Annotated in this window: 19 protein-coding genes; 14 read left to right on the forward strand and 5 right to left on the reverse strand. The window is 71.0% G+C overall.

Features of this window, described 5'->3' with window-relative positions:
- Positions 1 to 46: 46 nt before the first annotated feature.
- The gene (locus GWK25_RS08930; protein ID WP_215449252.1) at positions 47 to 1,060 is read right to left on the reverse strand and encodes a LacI family DNA-binding transcriptional regulator; all 1,014 of its coding nucleotides are present in this window, start codon (positions 1,058 to 1,060) and stop codon (positions 47 to 49) included.
- 358 nt (positions 1,061 to 1,418) lie between these two features.
- Here GWK25_RS08930 and GWK25_RS08935 point away from each other — a divergent pair, with 358 nt between their 5' ends.
- A complete protein-coding gene (locus GWK25_RS08935; RefSeq protein ID WP_215449253.1) occupies positions 1,419 to 3,359 on the forward strand; it encodes an acyl-CoA dehydrogenase family protein in 1,941 nt (646 codons plus the stop codon).
- 133 nt (positions 3,360 to 3,492) lie between these two features.
- Here GWK25_RS08935 and GWK25_RS08940 read toward each other — a convergent pair whose 3' ends face one another.
- The gene (locus GWK25_RS08940) at positions 3,493 to 3,948 is read right to left on the reverse strand and encodes a lamin tail domain-containing protein (RefSeq protein ID WP_215449254.1); all 456 of its coding nucleotides are present in this window, start codon (positions 3,946 to 3,948) and stop codon (positions 3,493 to 3,495) included.
- A 192-nt stretch (positions 3,949 to 4,140) separates the two neighbouring features.
- On the opposite strand from GWK25_RS08940, the gene dxr reads away from it, so the two are divergent.
- From dxr to GWK25_RS08970, 6 genes are all read left to right on the forward strand, one after another.
- Positions 4,141 to 5,424 (forward strand): 1-deoxy-D-xylulose-5-phosphate reductoisomerase, encoded by a 1,284-nt coding sequence (gene dxr, locus GWK25_RS08945; RefSeq protein ID WP_215449255.1) that lies wholly within the window; start codon positions 4,141 to 4,143, stop codon positions 5,422 to 5,424.
- A complete protein-coding gene (locus GWK25_RS08950; RefSeq protein ID WP_215449256.1) occupies positions 5,421 to 6,725 on the forward strand; it encodes an RIP metalloprotease in 1,305 nt (434 codons plus the stop codon). The genes dxr and GWK25_RS08950 overlap by 4 nt, the downstream gene beginning before the upstream one ends.
- Before the next feature lie 153 nt (positions 6,726 to 6,878).
- Positions 6,879 to 8,036 (forward strand): flavodoxin-dependent (E)-4-hydroxy-3-methylbut-2-enyl-diphosphate synthase, encoded by a 1,158-nt coding sequence (gene ispG / locus GWK25_RS08955; RefSeq protein ID WP_215449257.1) that lies wholly within the window; start codon positions 6,879 to 6,881, stop codon positions 8,034 to 8,036.
- 209 nt (positions 8,037 to 8,245) lie between these two features.
- On the forward strand, positions 8,246 to 9,100 hold the full coding sequence (locus tag GWK25_RS08960) for a GNAT family N-acetyltransferase (RefSeq protein ID WP_215449258.1): 855 nt from the start codon (positions 8,246 to 8,248) through the stop codon (positions 9,098 to 9,100).
- Positions 9,101 to 9,259: 159 nt separating this feature from the next.
- Positions 9,260 to 9,790, forward strand: a complete 531-nt coding sequence (locus GWK25_RS08965) for a GNAT family N-acetyltransferase (RefSeq protein ID WP_215449259.1) — start codon at positions 9,260 to 9,262, stop codon at positions 9,788 to 9,790.
- 102 nt (positions 9,791 to 9,892) lie between these two features.
- A complete protein-coding gene (locus GWK25_RS08970; protein WP_215449260.1) occupies positions 9,893 to 11,596 on the forward strand; it encodes a proline--tRNA ligase in 1,704 nt (567 codons plus the stop codon).
- A gap of 309 nt (positions 11,597 to 11,905) precedes the next feature.
- Here the strand turns inward: GWK25_RS08970 and GWK25_RS08975 are convergent, their stop codons facing one another.
- The 3 genes from GWK25_RS08975 to GWK25_RS08985 are packed head-to-tail and all read right to left on the reverse strand — an operon-like array spanning position 11,906 to position 13,924.
- Positions 11,906 to 12,838, reverse strand: coding sequence for an aminoglycoside phosphotransferase family protein (locus tag GWK25_RS08975; protein WP_215449261.1), 933 nt, complete (start codon positions 12,836 to 12,838; stop codon positions 11,906 to 11,908).
- A gap of 28 nt (positions 12,839 to 12,866) precedes the next feature.
- Entirely contained in the window at positions 12,867 to 13,322 is a 456-nt protein-coding gene (locus GWK25_RS08980; RefSeq protein ID WP_215449262.1) for a ferritin-like domain-containing protein, read from the reverse strand.
- Positions 13,319 to 13,924, reverse strand: a complete 606-nt coding sequence (locus GWK25_RS08985; RefSeq protein ID WP_308404193.1) for a hypothetical protein — start codon at positions 13,922 to 13,924, stop codon at positions 13,319 to 13,321. The genes GWK25_RS08980 and GWK25_RS08985 overlap by 4 nt, the downstream gene beginning before the upstream one ends.
- 275 nt (positions 13,925 to 14,199) lie before the next feature.
- Between GWK25_RS08985 and rimP the strand changes: the two genes are divergently transcribed.
- The 7 genes from rimP to truB all read left to right on the forward strand — a co-directional run bounded on the left by rimP (position 14,200) and on the right by truB (position 21,328).
- On the forward strand, positions 14,200 to 14,718 hold the full coding sequence (gene rimP, locus GWK25_RS08990) for a ribosome maturation factor RimP (RefSeq protein ID WP_184899989.1): 519 nt from the start codon (positions 14,200 to 14,202) through the stop codon (positions 14,716 to 14,718).
- Positions 14,719 to 14,720: 2 nt separating this feature from the next.
- The gene (nusA, locus tag GWK25_RS08995; RefSeq protein WP_215449263.1) at positions 14,721 to 15,707 is read left to right on the forward strand and encodes a transcription termination factor NusA; all 987 of its coding nucleotides are present in this window, start codon (positions 14,721 to 14,723) and stop codon (positions 15,705 to 15,707) included.
- A gap of 134 nt (positions 15,708 to 15,841) precedes the next feature.
- Positions 15,842 to 16,138, forward strand: coding sequence for a YlxR family protein (locus GWK25_RS09000; RefSeq protein ID WP_215449264.1), 297 nt, complete (start codon positions 15,842 to 15,844; stop codon positions 16,136 to 16,138).
- Positions 16,139 to 16,285: 147 nt separating this feature from the next.
- Entirely contained in the window at positions 16,286 to 19,375 is a 3,090-nt protein-coding gene (gene infB / locus GWK25_RS44495; RefSeq protein ID WP_215449265.1) for a translation initiation factor IF-2, read from the forward strand.
- A gap of 226 nt (positions 19,376 to 19,601) precedes the next feature.
- Positions 19,602 to 19,895, forward strand: coding sequence for a DUF503 domain-containing protein (locus GWK25_RS09010; protein WP_215449266.1), 294 nt, complete (start codon positions 19,602 to 19,604; stop codon positions 19,893 to 19,895).
- A 63-nt stretch (positions 19,896 to 19,958) separates the two neighbouring features.
- Positions 19,959 to 20,417, forward strand: coding sequence for a 30S ribosome-binding factor RbfA (gene rbfA, locus GWK25_RS09015; RefSeq protein ID WP_215449267.1), 459 nt, complete (start codon positions 19,959 to 19,961; stop codon positions 20,415 to 20,417).
- Positions 20,414 to 21,328: a tRNA pseudouridine(55) synthase TruB gene (gene truB, locus GWK25_RS09020; protein ID WP_215449268.1), complete on the forward strand. Its 915-nt coding sequence runs from the start codon at positions 20,414 to 20,416 to the stop codon at positions 21,326 to 21,328. The genes rbfA and truB overlap by 4 nt, the downstream gene beginning before the upstream one ends.
- Positions 21,329 to 21,683 lie beyond the last annotated feature (355 nt).

A 21,683-nucleotide genomic window follows, 5' to 3' on the forward strand; every position in this document is an offset into this window, starting at 1 on the left:
CGTACGGCTCCGGCTCGCATGCCGTCGGCTCACGTACGCCGTCGGCTCAGCCGGTGGGGGACAGCGGCCCCGTGCTCGCGCGGACCGTCAACTCGGGGGCGAGGAGCACCACTTCCTCGGCGTCCCGGCCCTCCAGCTTGGTGACCAGCTGCTCCACGGCCCGGCGGCCCATCTCCTGGGCGGGGATGGCCACGGACGTCAGCCGCACCGATGCCTGTACGGCGACCTGGTCCGGGCAGACCGCGATCACCGAGACGTCCTCCGGCACCGCGCGCCCCTGCTGCCGCAGCAGCGCGAGCAGCGGCTCCACCGCGGACTCGTTCTGCACGACGATCCCCGTGGTGCCGGGCCGTTCGTCGAAGATCCGGGCCAGGGTCGCGGCCATCGCGTCGTAGCCGCCCTCGCAGGGCCGGTGCAGCACGCGCAGGCCCAACTCCCTTGCCCGGGACCGCAGTCCGTCGAGGGTGCGCTCGGCGAAACCGGTGTGCCGCTCGTACACCGCGGGTGCCTCGCCGATGACGGCGATGTCGCGGTGGCCGAGCATCGCCAGATGCTCCACGCACAGTGCGCCCGTCGCCCCGAAGTCGAGGTCGACGCAGGTCAGACCGCTGGTGTCGGCGGGCAGCCCGATGAGCACGGACGGCTGGTCGGTGTCGCGCAGCAGCGGCAGCCGCTCGTCGTCGAGCTCCACGTCCATCAGGATCATCGCGTCGGCGAGCCCGCTGCCCGTGACCCGGCGCACCGCGTCCGGGCCCTCCTCACCGGTGAGCAGCAGCACGTCGTAGCCGTACGTACGGGCCGTGGTGGCCACCGCGATGGCGATCTCCATCATCACCGGCACGTACATGTCGGTACGCAGCGGGACCATCAGAGCGATGATGTTCGACCTGTTGCTCGCCAGGGCGCGGGCCCCCGCGTTCGGGTGGTAGCCGAGCTCCTGGATGCTCCGCTCGACCCGCTGCCGGGTGCCGGCGGAGATGGACCGCTTGCCGCTGAGGACATAGCTCACCGTGCTCGCCGAGACTCCGGCGTGCTGGGCGACCTCGGCGAGGGTGACCATCCAGCTCTCCAAGGGTGTTTAAGCGCTTCGATGGTGCGCTGACTGTGAACAAGGGCGAGTGGGGGTGGCTCGACAGTAGCTCGGCGGTGAGTGGGTGTCCATAGGTTGTCGAAGCGCTTCGATTATTCGCCGGTCGTCCAAGGGAGGGGGTGGGGGTGTGTCGGGTGGCGGCTGCGGTTCCGTGGGGCTTCTCGCGCAGTTCCCCGCGCCCCTTCAGGGCGCTGTTGTCGCCCTCAGCTTAGAACGCGAGGGGTGGCGGGGTCGTCCCGGATCGGGTACCAACGATCGAGTAGCACCCATCGGTAACCAATCAGGTACCCATCGGTACGAGATCCCGATTCGCGGCGAGGTGAGCCTCATGTCCGCCCCACCCCTCAAGAAGCCCGTCGTCACAGAACGTGAGGCCCGCCAGGTGGCGGAGGCCGCCCGGGAGCAGGCCTGGCGCAAGCCCAGCTTCGCCAAGGAACTGTTCCTGGGCCGGTTCCGCCTCGACCTCATCCACCCCCACCCGCTCCCCACCGACGAGGCCGTCCGGCGCGGCGAGCAGTTCCTGACCAAGCTCCGCGCCTTCTGCGAGACGAAGGTCGACGGGGCCCTGATCGAGCGCGAGGCCCGGATCCCCGACGAGGTGATCAACGGCCTCAAGGAACTCGGCGCCCTCGGCATGAAGATCGACCCCAAGTACGGCGGTCTCGGCCTCACCCAGGTGTACTACAACAAGGCGCTGGCCCTGGCCGGCTCGGCCAGCCCGGCCATCGGCGTCCTGCTCTCGGCGCATCAGTCGATCGGCGTACCGCAGCCGCTGAAACTGTTCGGCACCCCCGAACAGAAGGAGAAGTTCCTCCCGCGCTGCGCCCGCACCGACATCAGCGCCTTCCTCCTCACCGAGCCCGACGTCGGCTCCGACCCCGCCCGACTGGCCACCTCGGCCGTGCCGGACGGTGACGACTACGTCCTCGACGGAGTGAAGCTCTGGACCACCAACGGCGTCGTCGCCGACCTCCTCGTCGTCATGGCGCGCGTCCCGAAGTCCGAGGGGCACAAGGGCGGCATCACCGCCTTCGTCGTGGAGGCCGACTCGCCCGGCGTCACCGTGGAGAACCGCAACGCCTTCATGGGCCTGCGCGGCATCGAGAACGGCGTCACCCGCTTCCACCAGGTCCGGGTCCCCGCCGCGAACCGCATCGGCCCCGAGGGCGCCGGCCTCAAGATCGCCCTGACCACCCTCAACACCGGGCGGCTCTCCCTGCCCGCGTCCTGCGTGGCCGCCGGCAAGTGGTGCCTGAAGATCGCCCGGGAGTGGTCGGCGGCCCGTGAGCAGTGGGGCAAGCCGGTCGCCCACCACGAGGCGGTCGGCCAGAAGATCTCCTTCATCGCGGCGACCACCTTCGCCCTCGAAGCCGTGCTGGACCTCTCCTCCCAGATGGCCGACGAGGACCGCAACGACATCCGTATCGAGGGCGCCCTCGCGAAGCTCTTCGCCTCCGAGATGGGCTGGAAGATCGCCGACGAACTGGTCCAGATCCGCGGCGGCCGGGGCTTCGAGACCGCCGACTCCCTCCGGGCCCGCGGCGAACGGGCCGTGCCCGCCGAGCAGATGCTGCGCGACCTGCGCATCAACCGGATCTTCGAGGGTTCCACGGAGATCATGCACCTGCTGATCGCCCGCGAGGCCGTCGACGCCCACCTCACCGTGGCCGGCGACCTCATCGACCCGGAGAAGTCCCTGTCCGACAAGGCGAAGGCGGGCGCGAACGCGGGCGTCTTCTACGCCAAGTGGCTGCCGAAACTGGTCGCCGGACCGGGCCAACTCCCGCGCACCTACGGCGACTTCCACCCGGCGGGCCACCCCGACCTGGCGACCCACCTGCGCTACGTCGAACGAGGCGCCCGCAAGCTCGCCCGCTCCACGTTCTACGCCATGTCCCGCTGGCAGGGCCGGATGGAGACCAAGCAGGGCTTCCTGGGCCGGATCGTCGACATCGGCGCCGAGCTCTTCGCGATGAGCGCGGCCGTCGTCCGCGCGGAACTGCTCCGCACCACCACCGACCACGGCCGCGAGGCCTACCAACTGGCCGACACCTTCTGCCGCCAGTCCCGCATCCGCGTCGAGGAACTCTTCGGCCGCCTGTGGACGAACACCGACGACATCGACCACAAGGTGGTCAAGGGTGTCCTGGGCGGCGCCTACGCATGGCTGGAGCAGGGCGTGATCGACCCGTCGGGCGAGGGCCCCTGGATCGCGGACGCGACACCGGGCGAGAGCGGGAAGGAGAACGTCCACCGCCGCATCCAGTGACCTGACACGCCGCCCCGCGCCTCATGAAGATCGGCCCGCAGGGCCGTCTTCAGGGGCGCGGGGAACTGCGCGACCAGCCGCCACGGCCCCGCACCCGCCCGACGGCAGGGCGCGGCACCCGAAAGGCGCGCGGCTAGCAGTACTTGTCGCTGGCGTCCCGCGTCGTCCAGGAACAGGAATCGACCTTCGTCCCGCTCGCCCTGGACAACGTCGCCGTGTCGCTCGTGTTGTTCCACACATAGGCCTTGCGGTTCTGGAACTTGGTCGCGCTCGTGTCCGTGCCCGACCCCGTACGGACCTTGATGTACTTCTTCGCCCCGATCTTGACGTTCGGGAACGTGTACTTGTGGTTGTCGGGGTCCTTCAGCACCCACCCCTTCAGCGAGATCGCCGACGAGCTCGTGTTCTTGATCTGCACCCACTCACCGTTGAGGCTCGTGTTGGAACGCGTGTCCTTGCCCGGGCTGTCGAAGTAGACCCGGTAGATGACCACACCCCCCGCGGCTTCCGCCGGGCTACTGAGCAGGGTGCCGGTCAGGGCCACCGCTCCGGCGAGCGCGGGCAGGGCAGCGCGTACGCGCTTGTGCATGGATCCCCCCAGGGTCCTCGTTCATGGTCGGTTGATCCGACAATCGGACCGACAGGCCAGAAGTCATATCACCCCTTCTTCACGCCTGCTTCACAAACGGAGAAACAGCCCCGTCAACCACAGACGGCACGAAGCGGGTCATCAGGGGGACGCGCGGTCCTGACGGAGACCGGATGCGGCCACAATGGGGGGATGAGCGACAGTCCAGCCCCTCTCGCCGATCCGCATCTCGTCTACGACCCGGTCGACGGAGTACGGGACGTAGTGATCCTCGGATCGACCGGCTCGATCGGCACCCAGGCCATCGACCTCGTCCTGCGCAACCCGGACCGCTTCCGCGTCACCGGGCTCTCCGCCGCCGGAGGGAGGGTGGACCTGCTGGCCGAGCAGGCGCACCGCCTGCGCGTGCGGACCGTCGCCGTCGCCCGCGAGGACGTCGTACCGGCCCTGCGCGAGGCCCTGGCCACGGCGTACGGCGCGGGGGAGCCGCTGCCCGAGATCCTCGCCGGCCCGGACGCCGCCACCCACGTCGCCGCCTCCGACTGCCACACCGTGCTCAACGGCATCACCGGCTCCATCGGCCTCGCCCCGACCCTCGCCGCCCTGGAGGCGGGCCGCACCCTCGCGCTGGCCAACAAGGAGTCGCTCATCGTCGGCGGCCCGCTGGTGAAGGCCGTGGCGAAGCCGGGCCAGATCATCCCGGTCGACTCCGAGCACGCCGCCCTCTTCCAGGCCCTCGCCTCCGGCACCCGCGCCGATGTGCGCAAGCTGGTCGTCACCGCCTCCGGTGGCCCGTTCCGCGGCCGTACGAAGGCGGAGCTGGCCGACGTCACGCCCGCCGACGCGCTCGCGCACCCCACCTGGGCCATGGGCCCGGTCATCACGATCAACTCCGCGACCCTGGTCAACAAGGGCCTGGAGGTCATCGAGGCGCACCTGCTCTACGACATTCCCTTCGACCGCATTGAGGTCGTCGTGCACCCCCAGTCGTATGTCCACTCGATGGTTGAGTTCACGGACGGATCGACGATGGCCCAGGCGACGCCCCCCGACATGCGGGGCCCCATCGCCATCGGCCTCGGCTGGCCGCAGCGCGTCCCCGACGCGGCGCCCGCCTTCGACTGGAGCAGGGCCTCCACCTGGGAGTTCTTCCCCCTCGACAACGACGCGTTCCCGTCGGTCGGGCTCGCCCGGCACGTCGGAGAGCTCGCGGGCACCGCACCGGCGGTGTTCAATGCGGCGAACGAGGAGTGCGTCGACGCGTTCCTGCACGGGGGTCTCCGCTTCGACGCGATCATGGAGACCGTCACGCGGGTCGTGCAGGAGCACGGCACCCCCGCCGCGGGAACTTCCCTGACCGTGGCGGACGTCCTCGAAGCGGAGACCTGGGCACGCGCCAGGGCCCGCGAACTCACCACACCGACCACCTCGACAGGCAAACCCACCGAGCGGACGACCGCGGAGGCCCGTGCATGACGACCCTGATGTTCATCCTCGGCATAGTGGTCTTCGTGATCGGCCTGGCGTTCTCGATCGCGTGGCACGAACTGGGCCACTTCTCGACGGCGAAGCTCTTCGGCGTGCGCGTGCCCCAGTTCATGGTGGGCTTCGGGCCCACCCTCTGGTCGAAGAAGAAGGGCGAGACCGAGTACGGCGTCAAGGCGATCCCGCTCGGCGGCTACATCCGCATGATCGGCATGATCCCGCCCGGCGAGGACGGCCGGATCGAGAGCCGCTCGACCTCCCCCTGGCGCGTGATGATCGAGGACGCCCGCGCGGCCTCCTTCGAGGAGCTCCAGCCCGGCGACGAGAAGCGGCTGTTCTACACGCGCAAGCCGTGGAAGCGCGTCATCGTCATGTTCGCCGGCCCCTTCATGAACCTGGTGCTGGCCGTCGTGATCTTCGTCGGCGTGATGATGACCTTCGGCGCCCAGACCCAGACCACCACCGTCAGCAAGGTCTCGGACTGCGTCATCGAGGCCAGCGAGAACCGCTCCAAGTGCCGGTCCGGCGACGAGGAGGCCCCCGCCAAGGCCGCTGGCCTGAAGCCGGGTGACAAGATCGTCGCGTTCAACGGTGAGCCCGTCGACGACTGGGCCGCCCTGCAGTCCGACATCCGCTCCAACCCCGGCAAGCAGGTCACCGTCACCGTCGACCGCGACGGCAAGCAGCTCGACCTCACCGCCACCCTCGTCAAGAACCAGGTCAGCAAGACCGACGGCAACGGCGGCTACGTCGCCGACAAGTACATCTCCGCCGGCTGGTTCGGCTTCACCCCCGCCTCCGGCATCGTCCCGCTCTCCTTCGGCGAGTCGGTCGACCGCATGGGCGACATGATGGAGAACGGCGTCGAGTCCCTGCTCGCCCTGCCCTCCAAGGTCCCCGCCCTGTGGGACGCCACCTTCGGCGACGGCGAACGCGAGGCCGACTCACCCATGGGCGTGGTCGGCGCGGCCCGCGTCGGCGGCGAGATCTTCACCATGGACATCCCCGCCACCCAGCAGCTCGCCAGCTTCCTCATCCTGCTGGCCGGCTTCAACCTCTCCCTCTTCCTGTTCAACATGCTCCCGCTGCTCCCGCTCGACGGCGGCCACATCGCGGGCGCCCTGTGGGAGTCGCTGCGCCGGAACGCGGCGAAGCTGCTGCGCAGGCCCGACCCGGGTCCGTTCGACGTGGCGAAGCTGATGCCCGTCGCCTATGTCGTGGCCGGCATCTTCGTCTGCTTCACCCTCCTTGTCCTCATCGCGGACCTCGTGAACCCGGTGCGCATCTCCTAGCCACCCGCGGTTCACGACGGCCGGGCACACTCACGCGGTGGGCCCGGCCGGACGGTGATGTGCTCGGGCTCGTGCCGGTGCCGTAATCTCGAAGCCTGGAGCCCGCCCGTACCGGGACCCGATCCTGATCCACAACTTGGGGTTGCACAGCAGATGACTGCGATTTCTCTCGGCATGCCGTCCGTTCCGACCAAGCTCGCCGAGCGCCGGAAGAGCCGGCAGATCCAGGTCGGGTCCGTGGCGGTGGGCGGAGACGCACCGGTGTCGGTCCAGTCCATGACGACCACGCGTACGTCCGACATCGGCGCCACGCTCCAGCAGATCGCCGAGCTGACGGCCTCCGGCTGCCAGATCGTCCGGGTCGCCTGCCCGACGCAGGACGACGCCGACGCGCTGCCGGTGATCGCCAGGAAGTCGCAGATCCCGGTCATCGCCGACATCCACTTCCAGCCGAAGTACGTGTTCGCCGCGATCGAGGCCGGCTGCGCCGCCGTCCGCGTCAACCCGGGCAACATCAAGCAGTTCGACGACAAGGTCAAGGAGATCGCGGCGGCAGCCAAGGACCACGGCACCCCGATCCGTATCGGCGTCAACGCCGGTTCCCTGGACCGCCGCCTCCTGCAGAAATACGGCAAGGCCACCCCCGAGGCGCTCGTCGAGTCCGCCCTCTGGGAGGCCTCCCTCTTCGAGGAGCACGGCTTCCGCGACATCAAGATCTCGGTCAAGCACAACGACCCGGTCGTCATGGTCAACGCCTACCGCCAGCTCGCCGCCCAGTGTGACTACCCGCTCCACCTCGGCGTCACCGAGGCGGGCCCCGCCTTCCAGGGCACCATCAAGTCCGCGGTGGCCTTCGGCGCGCTCCTCTCCGAGGGCATCGGCGACACGATCCGCGTCTCCCTGTCGGCCCCGCCGGTCGAGGAGATCAAGGTCGGCAACCAGATCCTGGAGTCGCTGAACCTCAAGCCGCGCCGCCTGGAGATCGTCTCCTGCCCCTCCTGCGGCCGCGCCCAGGTCGACGTGTACAAGCTCGCCGAGGAAGTCACCGCCGGCCTCACCGGCATGGAGGTCCCCCTCCGCGTCGCCGTCATGGGCTGCGTCGTCAACGGCCCCGGCGAGGCCCGCGAGGCCGACCTCGGCGTCGCCTCCGGCAACGGCAAGGGTCAGATCTTCGTCAAGGGCGAGGTCATCAAGACCGTCCCCGAGTCCAAGATCGTCGAGACCCTCATCGAGGAAGCGATGAAGATCGCCGAACAGATGGAGGCGGACGGCGTTGCGTCGGGCGAGCCGACGGTGGCCGTAGCGGGCTGAGACCCGCTGCTCTTGGAGGGCAGGCCGCAGGCCGTCCTCCAGGGGCGCGGGGAACTGCGCGACAAGCCACGAAGCACCCGCACCCGCCGAAGCACAGGAGCCCCCGAGCCGTCAGGCGCCCGGCCGCGGCGCAGCCGCAGGGCGCCCCGCCGAGCCCGGCAGGGTATCGTGCCAAGACCAGCGCAGACCCCAGGGTGAGGCCCCCGCACGTGTTGACCCAGACCACCACCAGGGTCCTCGAACCGAGTGACCTGGACGCCGCACTCGCCGTCCTGGACCGAGACCCCGTCGCGAACGCCTTCGTGACCTCCCGCGTCCAGGTCGCCGGGCTGGACCCGTGGCGGCTGGGCGGCGAGATGTGGGGCTGGTACGAGGACGGCGCCCTGACCTCCCTCTGCTATGCCGGTGCCAACCTCGTCCCCATCTGCGCCACCTCCCGCGCCGTGCGCGCCTTCGCCGACCGAGCCCGCCGGGCCGGCCGCCGCTGCTCCTCGGTCGTCGGCCCCGCCGAGCCCACCGCCCAGCTCTGGCGCCTCCTCGAACCCAGCTGGGGCCCGGCCCGCGAGGTCCGCTCGCACCAGCCCCTCATGGTCACCGACCGGCTGCCCGACCCCGCCGAGGTCACCCCCGACCCGTACGTCCGCCGGATCCGCAAGGACGAGATGGACACGATCATGCCGGCGTGCGTCGCCATGTTCACCGAGGAGGTCGGCGTCTCCCCGCTGGCCGGCGACGGAGGCCTCCTCTACCAGGCCCGGGTCGCCGAACTCGTGGGCTCCGGCCGCTCCTTCGCCCGTCTCGACGCCGACGGCCGCGTCGTCTTCAAGGCCGAGATCGGCGCCGCCACCCCCCAGGCCTGCCAGATCCAGGGCGTCTGGGTCGCCCCCGAGTACCGGGGCCAGGGCCTCGCCGCCCCCGGCATGGCAGCGGTCCTCCGCTACGCCCTGGCCGACGTGGCCCCGCTGGTCAGCCTCTACGTCAACGACTTCAACACGGCCGCGAGGCGCACGTACCAGCGCGTGGGCTTCCAAGAGGTGGGCGCCTTCATGAGCGTGCTGTTCTGAGCATCGGCTTCGACAGGCACTACTTCTGAGCGCCGGGCAGGGCCGCGCCCTTCAGTGGCGCGGGGCTGTATCGATGTGAGGCTCCGCCGCGGGCGCGCGACCAGCCACATCCGGCCCGCACCCCGCGGACAACCCGAACCCCCCTGTAGCATCCGCAACATGAGCCTCGTCATCGGCCCCTTGGACCTCTCCGCCCACGTAGACGAGGCCCTGGCAGTCCAAGCCGTAGCCTTCGGACTGGGCCCCGACGAGGTCGCGGTCCGCCGCCAGATCGTCCTGCGCCACATGACGTACCCGGGGGCCAGAGCCCTCGGCGCCACGGCCGGAGGGCGGCTCGTCGGGTTCGTCTACGGCATGCCCAACGACCGTACCCACTGGTGGTCCACCGTCGTCGAGCCCTACCTCCGCGCCCTCGGCCACGACCACTGGCTGGACGACTCCTTCGTGATCACCGAACTGCACGTCCACCCCCGTCACCAGAACCACGGCGTCGGTCGCGCCCTCATCACCACCATCACCGACAGCGCCGTCGAACCCCGTTCGATCCTCTCCGCGATCGACGTCGACAGCCCCGCCCGCGGCCTCTACCACTCCCTCGGCTACACCGACCTCGCCCGCCAGGTCGTCTTCCCCAGCGCCCCCAAGCCGTACGCGGTGATGGGCGCCCCCCTGCCCCTGCGCCGCAGGTAGCCGCCCCGCCGGCCCCCCGCCGCCACCACCGGATTTCCACGGGCACCCGCCCCCCGGCTAACCTCCTGCCATCAACCAAACCCCGGCAGGAGTACGACAACCATGGCGAACGCACCGGTCCAGCGCATGTCCCAGTTGATGGCGAAGACGTTGCGCGACGACCCCGCGGACGCCGAGGTGCTCAGCCACAAGCTCCTCGTCCGCGCCGGTTACGTCCGCCGCACCGCGGCCGGTGTGTGGACCTGGCTGCCGCTCGGCAAGAAGGTCCTCGCCAACGTGGAGCGCATCGTCCGTGAGGAGATGGACGCGATCGGCGCCCAGGAGGTGCTGCTCCCCGCGCTGCTGCCGAAGGAGCCGTACGAGGCGACCGGCCGCTGGGACGAGTACGGCCCGGAGCTGTTCCGCCTGAAGGACCGCAAGGGCGGCGACTACCTCCTCGGCCCCACCCACGAGGAGATCTTCACGCTGATCGTGAAGGACCAGGCGTCCTCCTACAAGGACCTGCCGGTGATCCTCTACCAGATCCAGACCAAGTTCCGTGACGAGGCCCGCCCCCGCGCCGGCATCCTGCGCGGCCGTGAGTTCCTGATGAAGGACTCGTACTCCTTCGACACCGAGGACGAGGGCCTGGCCCAGTCGTACGCCCTGCACCGCCAGGCGTACCAGAAGGTGTTCGAGCGCCTCGGCCTCGACTACCGCATCTGCGCCGCCACGGCCGGCGCGATGGGCGGCTCGAAGTCGGAGGAGTTCCTCGCCCCGGCGGGCGCCGGCGAGGACACCTTCGCGGACTGCCCCGCGTGCGACTTCGCGGCCAACACCGAGGCGATCACGTTCGAGTTGAAGCCGGTCGACGCCGACGGCGTGCCCGCCCTCGAGGAGATCCCGACCCCGGACACCCCGACCATCGAGACCCTCGCCGCGCACCTCGGCGTCGAGGCCTCCGCCACCCTGAAGAACCTCCTCGTCAAGGTCGACGGCGAGATCGTCGCCGTCGGCGTCCCCGGCGACCGCGAGGTCGACATGGGCAAGGTCGAGGCCCACTTCGCCCCGGCGGTCGTCGAGATGGTCACCGAGGCGGACTTCGCCGGCCGCCCCGACCTGGTCCGCGGCTATGTCGGCCCGCAGGGCCTCGGCGAGAAGGTCACCTACATCGCCGACCCCCGCGTCGCCCCGGGCACCAGCTGGATCACCGGCGCCAACAAGCCGGGCACGCATGCCAAGAACGTGGTCGCGGGCCGGGACTTCGAGGTCGCCGAGTACGTCGACGTCGTCGTGGTCCAGGAGGGCGACCCCTGCCCGAACTGCGGCACCGGCCTCAAGCTGGACCGCGCCATCGAGATCGGCCACATCTTCCAGCTCGGCCGCAAGTACGCCGACGCCCTCAAGCTCGACGTCCTCGGCCAGAACGGCAAGCCCGTCCGCGTCACCATGGGCTCCTACGGCATCGGCGTCTCCCGCGCGGTCGCCGCCCTCGCCGAGCAGTCCGCCGACGACAAGGGTCTGTGCTGGCCCGCCGAGGTCGCCCCGGCCGACGTCCACGTCGTCGCCGCGGGCAAGGCTCTCCAGACCGAACTGGCCCTCGACGTCTCCGAGCGGCTGCGGGCCGCCGGCCTCCGCGTCCTGGTCGACGACCGCGCGGGTGTCTCCCCGGGCGTGAAGTTCACCGACTCCGAGCTGATCGGCGTACCGAAGATCCTGGTCGCAGGCCGCCGCTCCGCCGAAGGCGTCCTGGAGCTGAAGGACCGCCGCACCGGGGAGCGCGAGGAGCTCACGGTCGACGAGGCGATCGCCCGCCTGACGGTCTGAGCAACCTCGCCTCTCCCGTACCGTTCCCCGGCCGTCGGGCGTGACAGAACGCCACTGCGGTCGGGGAAACGGGCGGTACCCCAGGGTGCGGGGCTGTATCGATGTGCGGCTCCGCGGCGCGGAGGCGGCCAGCCACGCACGACCGTCACCGTCCGAACGAGCCTCACCGTCCGAACGAGCCTCACCGTCCGCACGACCGTCACCGTCCGACGACCCTCGCCGTCCGCACGACCGTCACCGTCCGCACGCTCCGGACCGGATCAGCCCGTCATCCGCCATGCGCCATCCGTCATCCGGCATCCGATCCGCTCACAGCCACCCGGCGAACTCCAGCAGCAGCTCGGCGTCCTGCGGCCGCCCCACCCGCCGAGCCCGCACCCCCGACTCCACGGCCCGGAACAACGTCCAGCCCCGCAGCCGCTCCTGATCCACGTCCAGCGACTCGGCCAGTTTCCGCACCCGCCGCCGAGTGATCGCCGCCCCCGACGGCGAGGCGATCAGATCCTCCACGCGATCGCGCACCAGCCGGGCCAGATCGAACGCGCACTCACCCACCACGGGATCCGGCCCCACCGCCAGCCACGGCAACCGCTCCCCGGCCAGCACCTTGCTCTGCCGGAACGTCCCGTGCAGCAGCCGCTCCTCCGGCGCGGACTCCAGCAGCTCCGCACGGACCCCGAGAGCCGCGTCGACCAGCCCCCGCACCTCGGGGTCCTCCTCGGCGCCCGCCCGCAGGGCCTCCGCCTGCCGGCCCGTCCGCTCGGACACGGTCTCGAAGACATGCGCCTCGGGCGGCTCGACCCACAGCCGGCGCAGGGTCGCCGCGGCCTCCAGCAGCGCCTTCGCCTCGGGCAGCGACCGCACCGACAGATCGGGATGCAGCCGCTCCAGCAGCAGCACGCCATGACTGTCCCCGGGATTCAGCAACTGAACGGCTCCCCGCCCGTCCCAGTGCGCGAGCGCGGCCCGCTCGCCCTCCGGCCGGGCACGCTCGGGCGCCAGCTTGAGCACGGCGGGCGTGTCGTCGATGAGCCGCACCAGCAGCACCAGACTGCTCCGCCCGCCTGGGGCTTGTACGCGTTCGACCGTCAACTCGCGTAGATCCACGGCTTGTCGGGCCAGCGCAGGGAGTCCTTCCAGCCACTCGGCGGTCCCGTCCCCGTCGTCCGGACGGCGGGTCTCGGCGAGCGCTCGCACCAGCCGCCGCGGTGGTTCGAAGTCCTCGAAGGCCATGCGCGCCATGGGCGAGTCGTTCCCTTCCGGAGCGTGATCAGGTGTGCGGTGTCGCCGACGGGCCTGCGGCGGCGGTCCGCTCGGCGAGACCAGGGAAGGCTACGCTTCCGCCCCGCCACCGCACCGCCCGCACCGCCGCCTCCCGCAGTGCCTCGGCGGCCGTGGCGCGCCGGTCGCCCTCGGCGGCCCGTACGAGATCGGAGTAGACGCCCGCCACCCGCTCCTCCAGTTCCGCGGCGAGCCGCACGGCGGACTCGGAATCGGCCACCTGGAACGGCAGCGCGTACCCGGCGGCCGCCGCGGAGGGCTCGCCGCCCAGGTCCCGTACGGCCCGGGTGAGCTCGTCGCGGCGGGCCCGGTGCGCGTCGTACGCCTCCCGGGCCTCGCGCCGGCGCGCCTCGCCGATCTTCCCGCCGACGACGCCGTAGCCGTACACGGCGGCGTGCTCGGCCCCGAGCGCCGCCTGTACCGCCTTCAGCTCCCCGCTGCTCACTTCGCATCCTCCGTCAACATGTACGCGTGCCCGGCGCCCGCCGCCGCCACCGAGGCCATCAGCCGCGCCACCTCACCCGGCACCCGCAGCAACGCCTTGGCCCGCTTGTCGGCGAGCGCCCGCTCGGCGGCGGCCAGCTCGGTGAGGGCGGCACCGGGGTCGTCGGGCACGGGGGCGGCCGAGGCGGAGGCGGACGGCACGGGGGCGGCCGAGGCGGAGGCGGACGAGGACGGCGTACCGGACGGGGAGGGCGCACCCGAGGAGGAGGACGAACCGGACGGGGAGGCGCCCGCCTCACTCGCGCCCGCCCCCTTCGCGCCGCCGAACGCCTCGGCGTGCCGTACGATCTCCGCCCGCAGCGGGGTCAGCAGCGCGGTCAGGTCCGGATGGGCGGCGAGCACGAGGTCGTACCGCTCCACGAGCCCCTCGCTGTCCCGCGCCGCACGAGCGCGCGCCAGCTCCAGCTCCGACCTGCCACTCCCGCCGTCGGACCCCTCGCCCCCGGACGAGCACCCCGCGAGCAGCCCCACACCGGCGGCCCCGACGAGCAAACTCCTTCTGCGCGGCCCCGACGGGGCACGCGACGACAGGCTGAACGACACAGCAGACGTCCTCGAGGGGTCGTACGAACAAAGAAGCGGTGCGATCACCGTACCCGTGAAACACGCTGCACCCCGCTAGGGGCGCGGGGAACCGCGAGACGAGCCCCCGCGTGGCCGTGGCCGCCCGCATACGAGCACCCCCGAGCCATGAGACGCCCCCACAGTCCCCCCACCCACAGTCACCGCATGGACGGCAACACCCCAGCGGAGCGGCTACCCTTTGACCTGACACGCGCCCTACCCACAACAGCACACGCGGCCGAGGAGTCACCCGGATGAGCACCACCCAGAGCGAGAGGCTGCGAGAACTGCTGGAACCGCTCGTACGCTCCCAGGGCCTGGATCTCGAAGAGATCGCAGTGGACTCGGTCGGACGCAAGCGGGTGCTGCGCGTGGTCGTCGACTCGGACGAGGGCGCCGATCTGGACACTGTCGCCGACGTCAGCCGCGCCCTCTCGGCCAAGTTGGACGAGACGGACGCCATGGGCCAGGCGGAGTACACCCTGGAAGTCGGTACGCCGGGCGCCGAGCGCGCCCTCACCGAACACCGTCACTACCGCCGTGCCGTGGACCGTCTGGTGAAGTTCGCGCTCCGCGAGGACGGGGAACTGATCGCCAGAATCCTGACCGTGGACGACGACGGCCTCGACCTCGAAGTGCCCGGGGTGAAGGGCCGCAAGGCCACCACCCGCCGGCTCGCCTTCGCGGAGATCGACAGGGCCCGCGTCCAGGTCGAGTTCAACCGCAAGGACAAGAAGGACCAGAAGGACATGACGGAAGAGGAGGAGGCGTAGCCGTGGACATCGACATGAGTGCCCTCAGGGGCTTGGTGCGGGAGAAGGAGATCTCCTTCGACCTGCTCGTCGAGGCGATCGAGGCGGCCCTCCTCATCGCCTACCACCGCACCGAGGGAAGCCGCCGCCACGCGCGCGTGGAGCTCAACCGGGAGACCGGCCATGTGACCGTGTGGGCGAAGGAGGACCCCGAAGACCTGGAGGAGGGGCAGGAGGCACGCGCGTTCGACGACACCCCGTCGGACTTCGGGCGCATCGCCGCCACCACCGCCAAACAGGTGATCCTGCAGCGACTGCGGGACGCCGAGGACGACGCCACGCTCGGTGAGTACGCCGGGCGCGAGGGCGACATCGTCACCGGTGTGGTCCAGCAGGGCCGCGACCCGAAGAACGTGCTCGTCGACATCGGCAAGCTGGAAGCCATCCTGCCCGTGCAGGAGCAGGTCCCCGGCGAGACCTACCAGCACGGCATGCGGCTCCGGTCGTACGTCGTACGGGTGGCGAAGGGTGTGCGCGGCCCCTCCGTGACGCTCTCCCGCACCCACCCCAACCTGGTGAAGAAACTGTTCGCCCTGGAGGTGCCGGAGATCGCCGACGGGTCCGTCGAGATCGCCGCCATCGCCCGGGAGGCGGGACACCGCACGAAGATCGCCGTCCGCTCGACCCGCAGCGGTCTGAACGCCAAGGGCGCCTGCATCGGCCCCATGGGCGGCCGGGTGCGCAATGTCATGGGCGAGCTGAACGGTGAGAAGATCGACATCGTCGACTGGTCGGACGACCCGGCGGAGATGGTGGCGAACGCGCTCTCCCCGGCCCGGGTCTCCAAGGTCGACGTGGTGGACCTCGCCGCCCGCTCCGCGCGGGTGACGGTGCCCGACTACCAGCTGTCGCTGGCGATCGGCAAGGAGGGCCAGAACGCCCGCCTCGCCGCCCGTCTCACCGGCTGGCGGATCGACATCCGACCGGACACCGAGCAGGCATCGGAGTAGTCGTCGCAGTCGTCCGAGCAGTCGGGGAACAGATCCAAGCCGCAGGTCGCTTAGATCACGTCAGTTATATGCGCGGCAAGTGTTCGATTCTTGCCCCAAAGGGGTGAGGTCGCTGCGGGGAGGTAGACTTAGCAGTGTCTGGCCGGACGCGTGCCCGTGCATGCCCTGAACGCACCTGTGTGGGGTGCAGGCAGCGAGCGGCCAAGACCGAACTGCTGCGCGTCGTGGCGATCGAGGACGAATGCGTCCCCGATCATCGCGGTACGCTGCCCGGCCGGGGTGCGTACGTCCACCCCGCCCAGGTCTGTCTCGACCAGGCGGTACGCCGCCGGGCGTTCACCAGGGCGCTGCGTGCCCAGGGAGCGCTCGACACAAAGGCGTTGCGCCGATACGTGGAGCAGACAACAGTTGCCGAGCAGGCAACACCGTAAGACGTGTCGCACGGAACCTCCGTGCGGCCCTGGTACCCCGCGAGTTGGAAGTAGGTCGAGATTGCGATGAGCACTCGATGAGCACGCGATGAGTACGCCCATGAAGTAGCGACGGTCCGGACGCACCCGGACCTAAAAAGGAGCGAAGTGGCTAAGGTCCGGGTATACGAACTCGCCAAGGAGTTCGGGGTGGAGAGCAAGGTCGTCATGGCCAAGCTCCAAGAACTCGGTGAATTTGTCCGTTCGGCGTCCTCGACGATCGAGGCGCCCGTTGTACGCAAACTGACTGACGCCCTCCAGCAGGGCAGCGGCGGCGGCAAGCCCGCCCCGCGCAAGGCCGCCCCGGCCCGTCCGGCGGCCCCCTCTCCCGCGCAGGCCGCACGTCCGGCCGCGCCTCGTCCCGGCCCGGCCGCGCCGAAGCCGCCCGCCGCCGAGCGGCCCGCCGCTCCGGCCCCGGGTCCGCGCCCGACGCCCGGCCCCAAGCCACCGACGCCGAAGCCCGCTCCGGCCTCCCCGGCCCCGAGCGTGCCCGAGTTCCAGGCGCCCCCGTCGGCTCCGGCCGCCCCCTCGTCGACCCCGCGTCCGGGCGCCCGTCCCGGCCCGGCCGCTCAGCGACCGGCCGGAGGCCCCCAGCGCCCGAGCGGTCCCGGCCAGGAGCGTGGCGGCCAGGCCCCGCGCCCCGGTGGCGCCCGTCCCGGCGCCGGCGCGCCCAAGCCGGGCGGTGCCCGTCCCGCGGGTCCGCGCCCCGGCAACAACCCCTTCACCTCCGGTGGCTCCACCGGCATGGGTCGCCCGCAGGGCCCCCGTCCCGGTGGCGCTCCCCGGCCCGGTGGCCAGGGCGGTCCCGGCGGTGCCCAGGGCGGTCCGCGTCCCGCGGCTCCCGGCCAGGCGCCCCGTCCGCAGGGTGCCGGCGGCGGTCCCCGTCCGCAGGCTCCGGGCGGTCCCCGTCCGACCCCGGGCGGCATGCCCCGTCCGCAGGGCGGTCCCCGTCCCGGCGGCGGCCCCGGTGGCCCCCGTCCGAACCCCGGCATGATGCCGCAGCGCCCGGCTGCCGGCCCGCGTCCCGGTGGCGGTGGCCCCGGCGGCCGCGGTCCCGGTGGCGGCGGTCGCCCCGGTGGCGGTGGCGGCGGTCGTCCGGGCGGCGGCGGCTTCGCCGGTCGTCCCGGTGGCGGCGGTGGCGGTTTCGCCGGTCGTCCCGGTGCTCCCGGTGGCGGTGGCGGTTTCGCCGGTCGTCCCGGCGGTCCGGGTGCCGGCGGCGGTGGCCGTCCCGGCTTCGGTGGCCGTCCCGGCGGTCCGGGTGCCCGTGGTGGCACGCAGGGCGCCTTCGGCCGTCCCGGCGGTCCCGCGCGTCGCGGTCGCAAGTCGAAGCGGCAGAGGCGCCAGGAGTACGAGGCCATGCAGGCCCCGTCGGTCGGCGGCGTGATGCTGCCTCGCGGCAACGGCGAGACCATTCGCCTGTCGCGCGGTGCGTCGCTCACCGACTTCGCCGAGAAGATCGGCGCCAACCCCGCCTCCCTCGTCGCGGTCATGATGAACCTCGGCGAGATGGTCACGGCCACGCAGTCCGTCTCCGACGCGACCCTCGAGGTCCTCGCCGGCGAGATGAACTACACGGTCCAGATCGTCAGCCCCGAGGAGGAGGACCGCGAGCTGCTCGAGTCCTTCGACCTGGAGTTCGGCGAGGACGAGGGCGACGAGGACGACCTGGTCGTCCGCCCGCCGGTCGTCACCGTCATGGGTCACGTCGACCACGGTAAGACCCGACTGCTCGACGCCATCCGCAAGACGAACGTCATCGCGGGCGAGGCCGGCGGCATCACCCAGCACATCGGTGCCTACCAGGTCACGACCGAGGTCAACGAAGAGGATCGGAAGATCACCTTCATCGACACCCCGGGTCACGAGGCGTTCACCGCCATGCGTGCCCGTGGTGCCAAGTCGACCGACATCGCGATCCTGGTCGTCGCGGCCAACGACGGCGTCATGCCGCAGACGGTCGAGGCGCTCAACCACGCCAAGGCGGCCGACGTCCCGATCGTCGTCGCGGTCAACAAGATCGACGTCGAGGGCGCCGACCCGACCAAGGTGCGCGGTCAGCTGACCGAGTACGGCCTGGTGGCCGAGGAGTACGGCGGCGACACGATGTTCGTCGACATCTCCGCCAAGCAGGGTCTGCACATCGACTCGCTGCTGGAAGCGGTCATCCTGACCGCCGACGCCTCGCTCGACCTGCGGGCCAACCCGAAGCAGGACGCGCAGGGCATCTCGATCGAGTCCCGTCTCGACCGCGGCCGCGGTGCCGTGGCGACGGTCCTCGTCCAGCGAGGCACGCTGCGGGTCGGCGACACGATGGTGGTCGGCGACGCGTACGGCCGTGTCCGTGCCATGCACGACGACAACGGCAACAACGTGCTCGAGGCGGGCCCGGCGACGCCGGTGCAGGTCCTCGGTCTCACCAACGTCCCGGGTGCGGGCGACAACTTCATCGTCGTGGACGAGGACCGTACGGCCCGTCAGATCGCCGAGAAGCGCGCCGCCCGTGAGCGCAACGCCGCGTTCGCCAAGCGCACGCGCCGTGTCTCGCTCGAGGACCTGGACAAGGTGCTCAAGGCCGGCGAGGTCCAGCAGCTCAACCTCATCATCAAGGGTGACGCTTCTGGTTCCGTCGAGGCCCTGGAGTCCTCCCTGCTCCAGCTGGACGTCGGCGAAGAGGTCGACATCCGCGTCCTGCACCGCGGCGTCGGTGCGGTCACGGAGTCCGACATCGACCTGGCGATGGGCTCCGACGCCATCGTGATCGGCTTCAACGTGCGCGCCGCCGGGCGTGCGCAGCAGATGGCCGAGCGCGAGGGTGTGGACGTCCGCTACTACTCGGTCATCTACCAGGCGATCGAGGAGATCGAGGCGGCCCTCAAGGGCATGCTCAAGCCGGAGTACGAAGAGGTCGAGCTCGGTACGGCGGAGATCCGCGAGGTCTTCAAGTCGTCCAAGCTGGGCAACATCGCGGGTGTTCTCATCCGCTCCGGCGAGGTCAAGCGGAACACCAAGGCCCGCCTCCTCCGCGACGGCAAGGTCATCGCGGAGAACCTCAACATCGAGGGCCTGCGTCGCTTCAAGGACGACGTCACCGAGATCCGCGAAGGCTTCGAGGGTGGTATCAACCTCGGAAACTTCAACGACATCAAGGTCGACGACGTCATCGCGACGTACGAGATGCGCGAGAAGCCGCGGGCGTAAGCCGGTGGTTCACGCCGGCCGGGGGTGCCACGGGCACCCCCGGCCGGCGTGGCCGTTCCTGGGGGCTGCGCCCCCAGACCCCCTTCGCGCAGCTCCCCAGCCGCCGGCCAGAGGGCGACACAAATCCTGTCGAGCCCCCACTGCGTTCGATGTACGGTTCTGATGTTGCCGCCCGGCCTACGGGTGGGCCATCGATCCCGTACCGGCGGGTGAACCGGATACACACATGTACGTGGGGACCCTGTCCTTCGATCTCCTCCTCGGCGACGTACGGTCGCTCAAGGAGAAGCGCTCCGTCGTCCGCCCGATCGTGGCCGAGCTGCACCGGAAGTTCGCGGTGAGCGTGGCGGAGGTCGACCATATGGATCTGCACCGCAGGGCCGTCATCGGTCTGGCGGTGGTGTCCGGTGACACGGGGCACCTGACCGACGTACTGGACCGGTGCGAGCGGCTGGTGGCCGCGCGCCCCGAGATCGAGCTGCTGTCGGTACGCCGGCGCCTGCACGGCGACGACGACTGAACCGGCGGCGCGGGGACAGTTGAACAAGCAGTAGTCACGCAGAACGAGCTAGGAGACGGACCAGTGGCCGACAACGCGCGTGCCAAGAGGCTGGCGGACCTCATCCGAGAGGTGGTGGCCCAGAAGCTGCTGCGCGGGATCAAGGACCCGCGGCTCGGCTCACACGTCACCATCACGGACACCCGGGTGACCGGGGACCTGCGGGAGGCGACCGTCTTCTACACGGTGTACGGGGACGACGAGGACCGGGCGGCTGCCGCCGCGGGACTGGAGAGCGCCAAGGGCATCCTCCGTTCCGAGGTCGGCCGGGCCGCCGGCGTGAAGTTCACGCCGACCCTCACGTTCGTGGCCGACGCCCTCCCGGACACCGCCAGGACCATCGACGACCTCCTCGACAAGGCGCGGGCCTCGGACGCCGCGGTGCGCGAGAGCGCCTCGGGGGCCAAGTACGCCGGTGAGGCCGACCCGTACCGCAAGCCGGGCGACGACGCCGATGACGACGAGGATGCCGCCGCCGAATGACCCAGCAGCGCCAGAAGAACACCACGCCCGACGGCCTTGTCATCGTCGACAAGCCGTCGGGCTTCACTTCGCACGATGTCGTCGCCAAGATGCGGGGCATCGCCCGGACCCGACGGGTCGGGCACGCGGGGACGCTCGACCCCATGGCCACCGGAGTGCTCGTCCTGGGGGTGGAGAAGGCGACCAAGCTGCTCGGTCACCTCGCCCTCACCGAGAAGGAGTACCTCGGCACCATCCGGCTCGGGCAGACGACGGTCACCGACGACGCCGAGGGCGAGATCACGGCGTCGGTCGACGCGTCGAAGGTCACCCGGGACGCCGTCGACGCCGGTGTGGCCGAGCTGACCGGACAGATCATGCAGGTGCCGTCCAAGGTCAGCGCCATCAAGATCAACGGGGTGCGCTCGTACAAGCGCGCCAGGGACGGCGAGGACTTCGACATCCCCGCCCGGCCCGTCACCGTCTCCTCCTTCGCCGTGTACGACGTCCGCGAGGCCGTCGCCGAGGACGGCACCCCCGTACTCGACCTGGTGGTGTCGGTGGTGTGCTCCTCCGGGACGTACATCCGCGCCCTCGCCCGCGACCTGGGCGCGGGGCTGGGCGTCGGCGGCCATCTCACGGCGCTGCGCCGCACCCGCGTCGGTCCGTACAAGCTGGACTCCGCGCGCACCCTCGACCAACTCCAGCAGGAGCTGACCGTCATGCCGGTCGCCGAGGCCGCCGCGGCCGCGTTCCCCCGCTGGGACGTGGACGAGAAGCGGGCCAGGCTCCTGCTGAACGGCGTCCGCCTGGACATGCCCGAGGAGTACACGGACCGGGGCGCCACCGCCGTCTTCGACCCCACGGGCCGTTTCCTGGCCCTGGTCGAAAGCCAGAAGGGCAAGGCAAAGAGCCTGGCAGTCTTCGGCTGAGCCCGGGCTGACCCATGGGTTATGGGTGGGTGTCAGGGGCTGAGACTCTTGGGCCCCCGGGGCCCTGAGGCCTTGCAAAGGCGCGGGACATGGCGGGTTCTGCGAGGCGTGGGGCACGCCGGTTTCCAGGGGCGCGGGGAACTGCGCGATCAACCACGCACGACCCGCACCCGCAAAACCCGGTGCGGCAACCCGAGTCACAAGCCGGGGGTCCCAGGGGCGCAGCCCCTGCCCCTGGCCGAAGCCACACCCATCGCACCGCATCGCACCCCACCGCACCCGTCACGACACGGCCGAACCCAGCGGAGCGTGGAGCGGCGGTCACGGGGTAGCTGTTCCCGCCGCTCCACGGTCC

The organism is Streptomyces sp. ATCC 21386 (assembly GCF_018728545.1).
Lineage (GTDB): Bacteria > Actinomycetota > Actinomycetes > Streptomycetales > Streptomycetaceae > Streptomyces.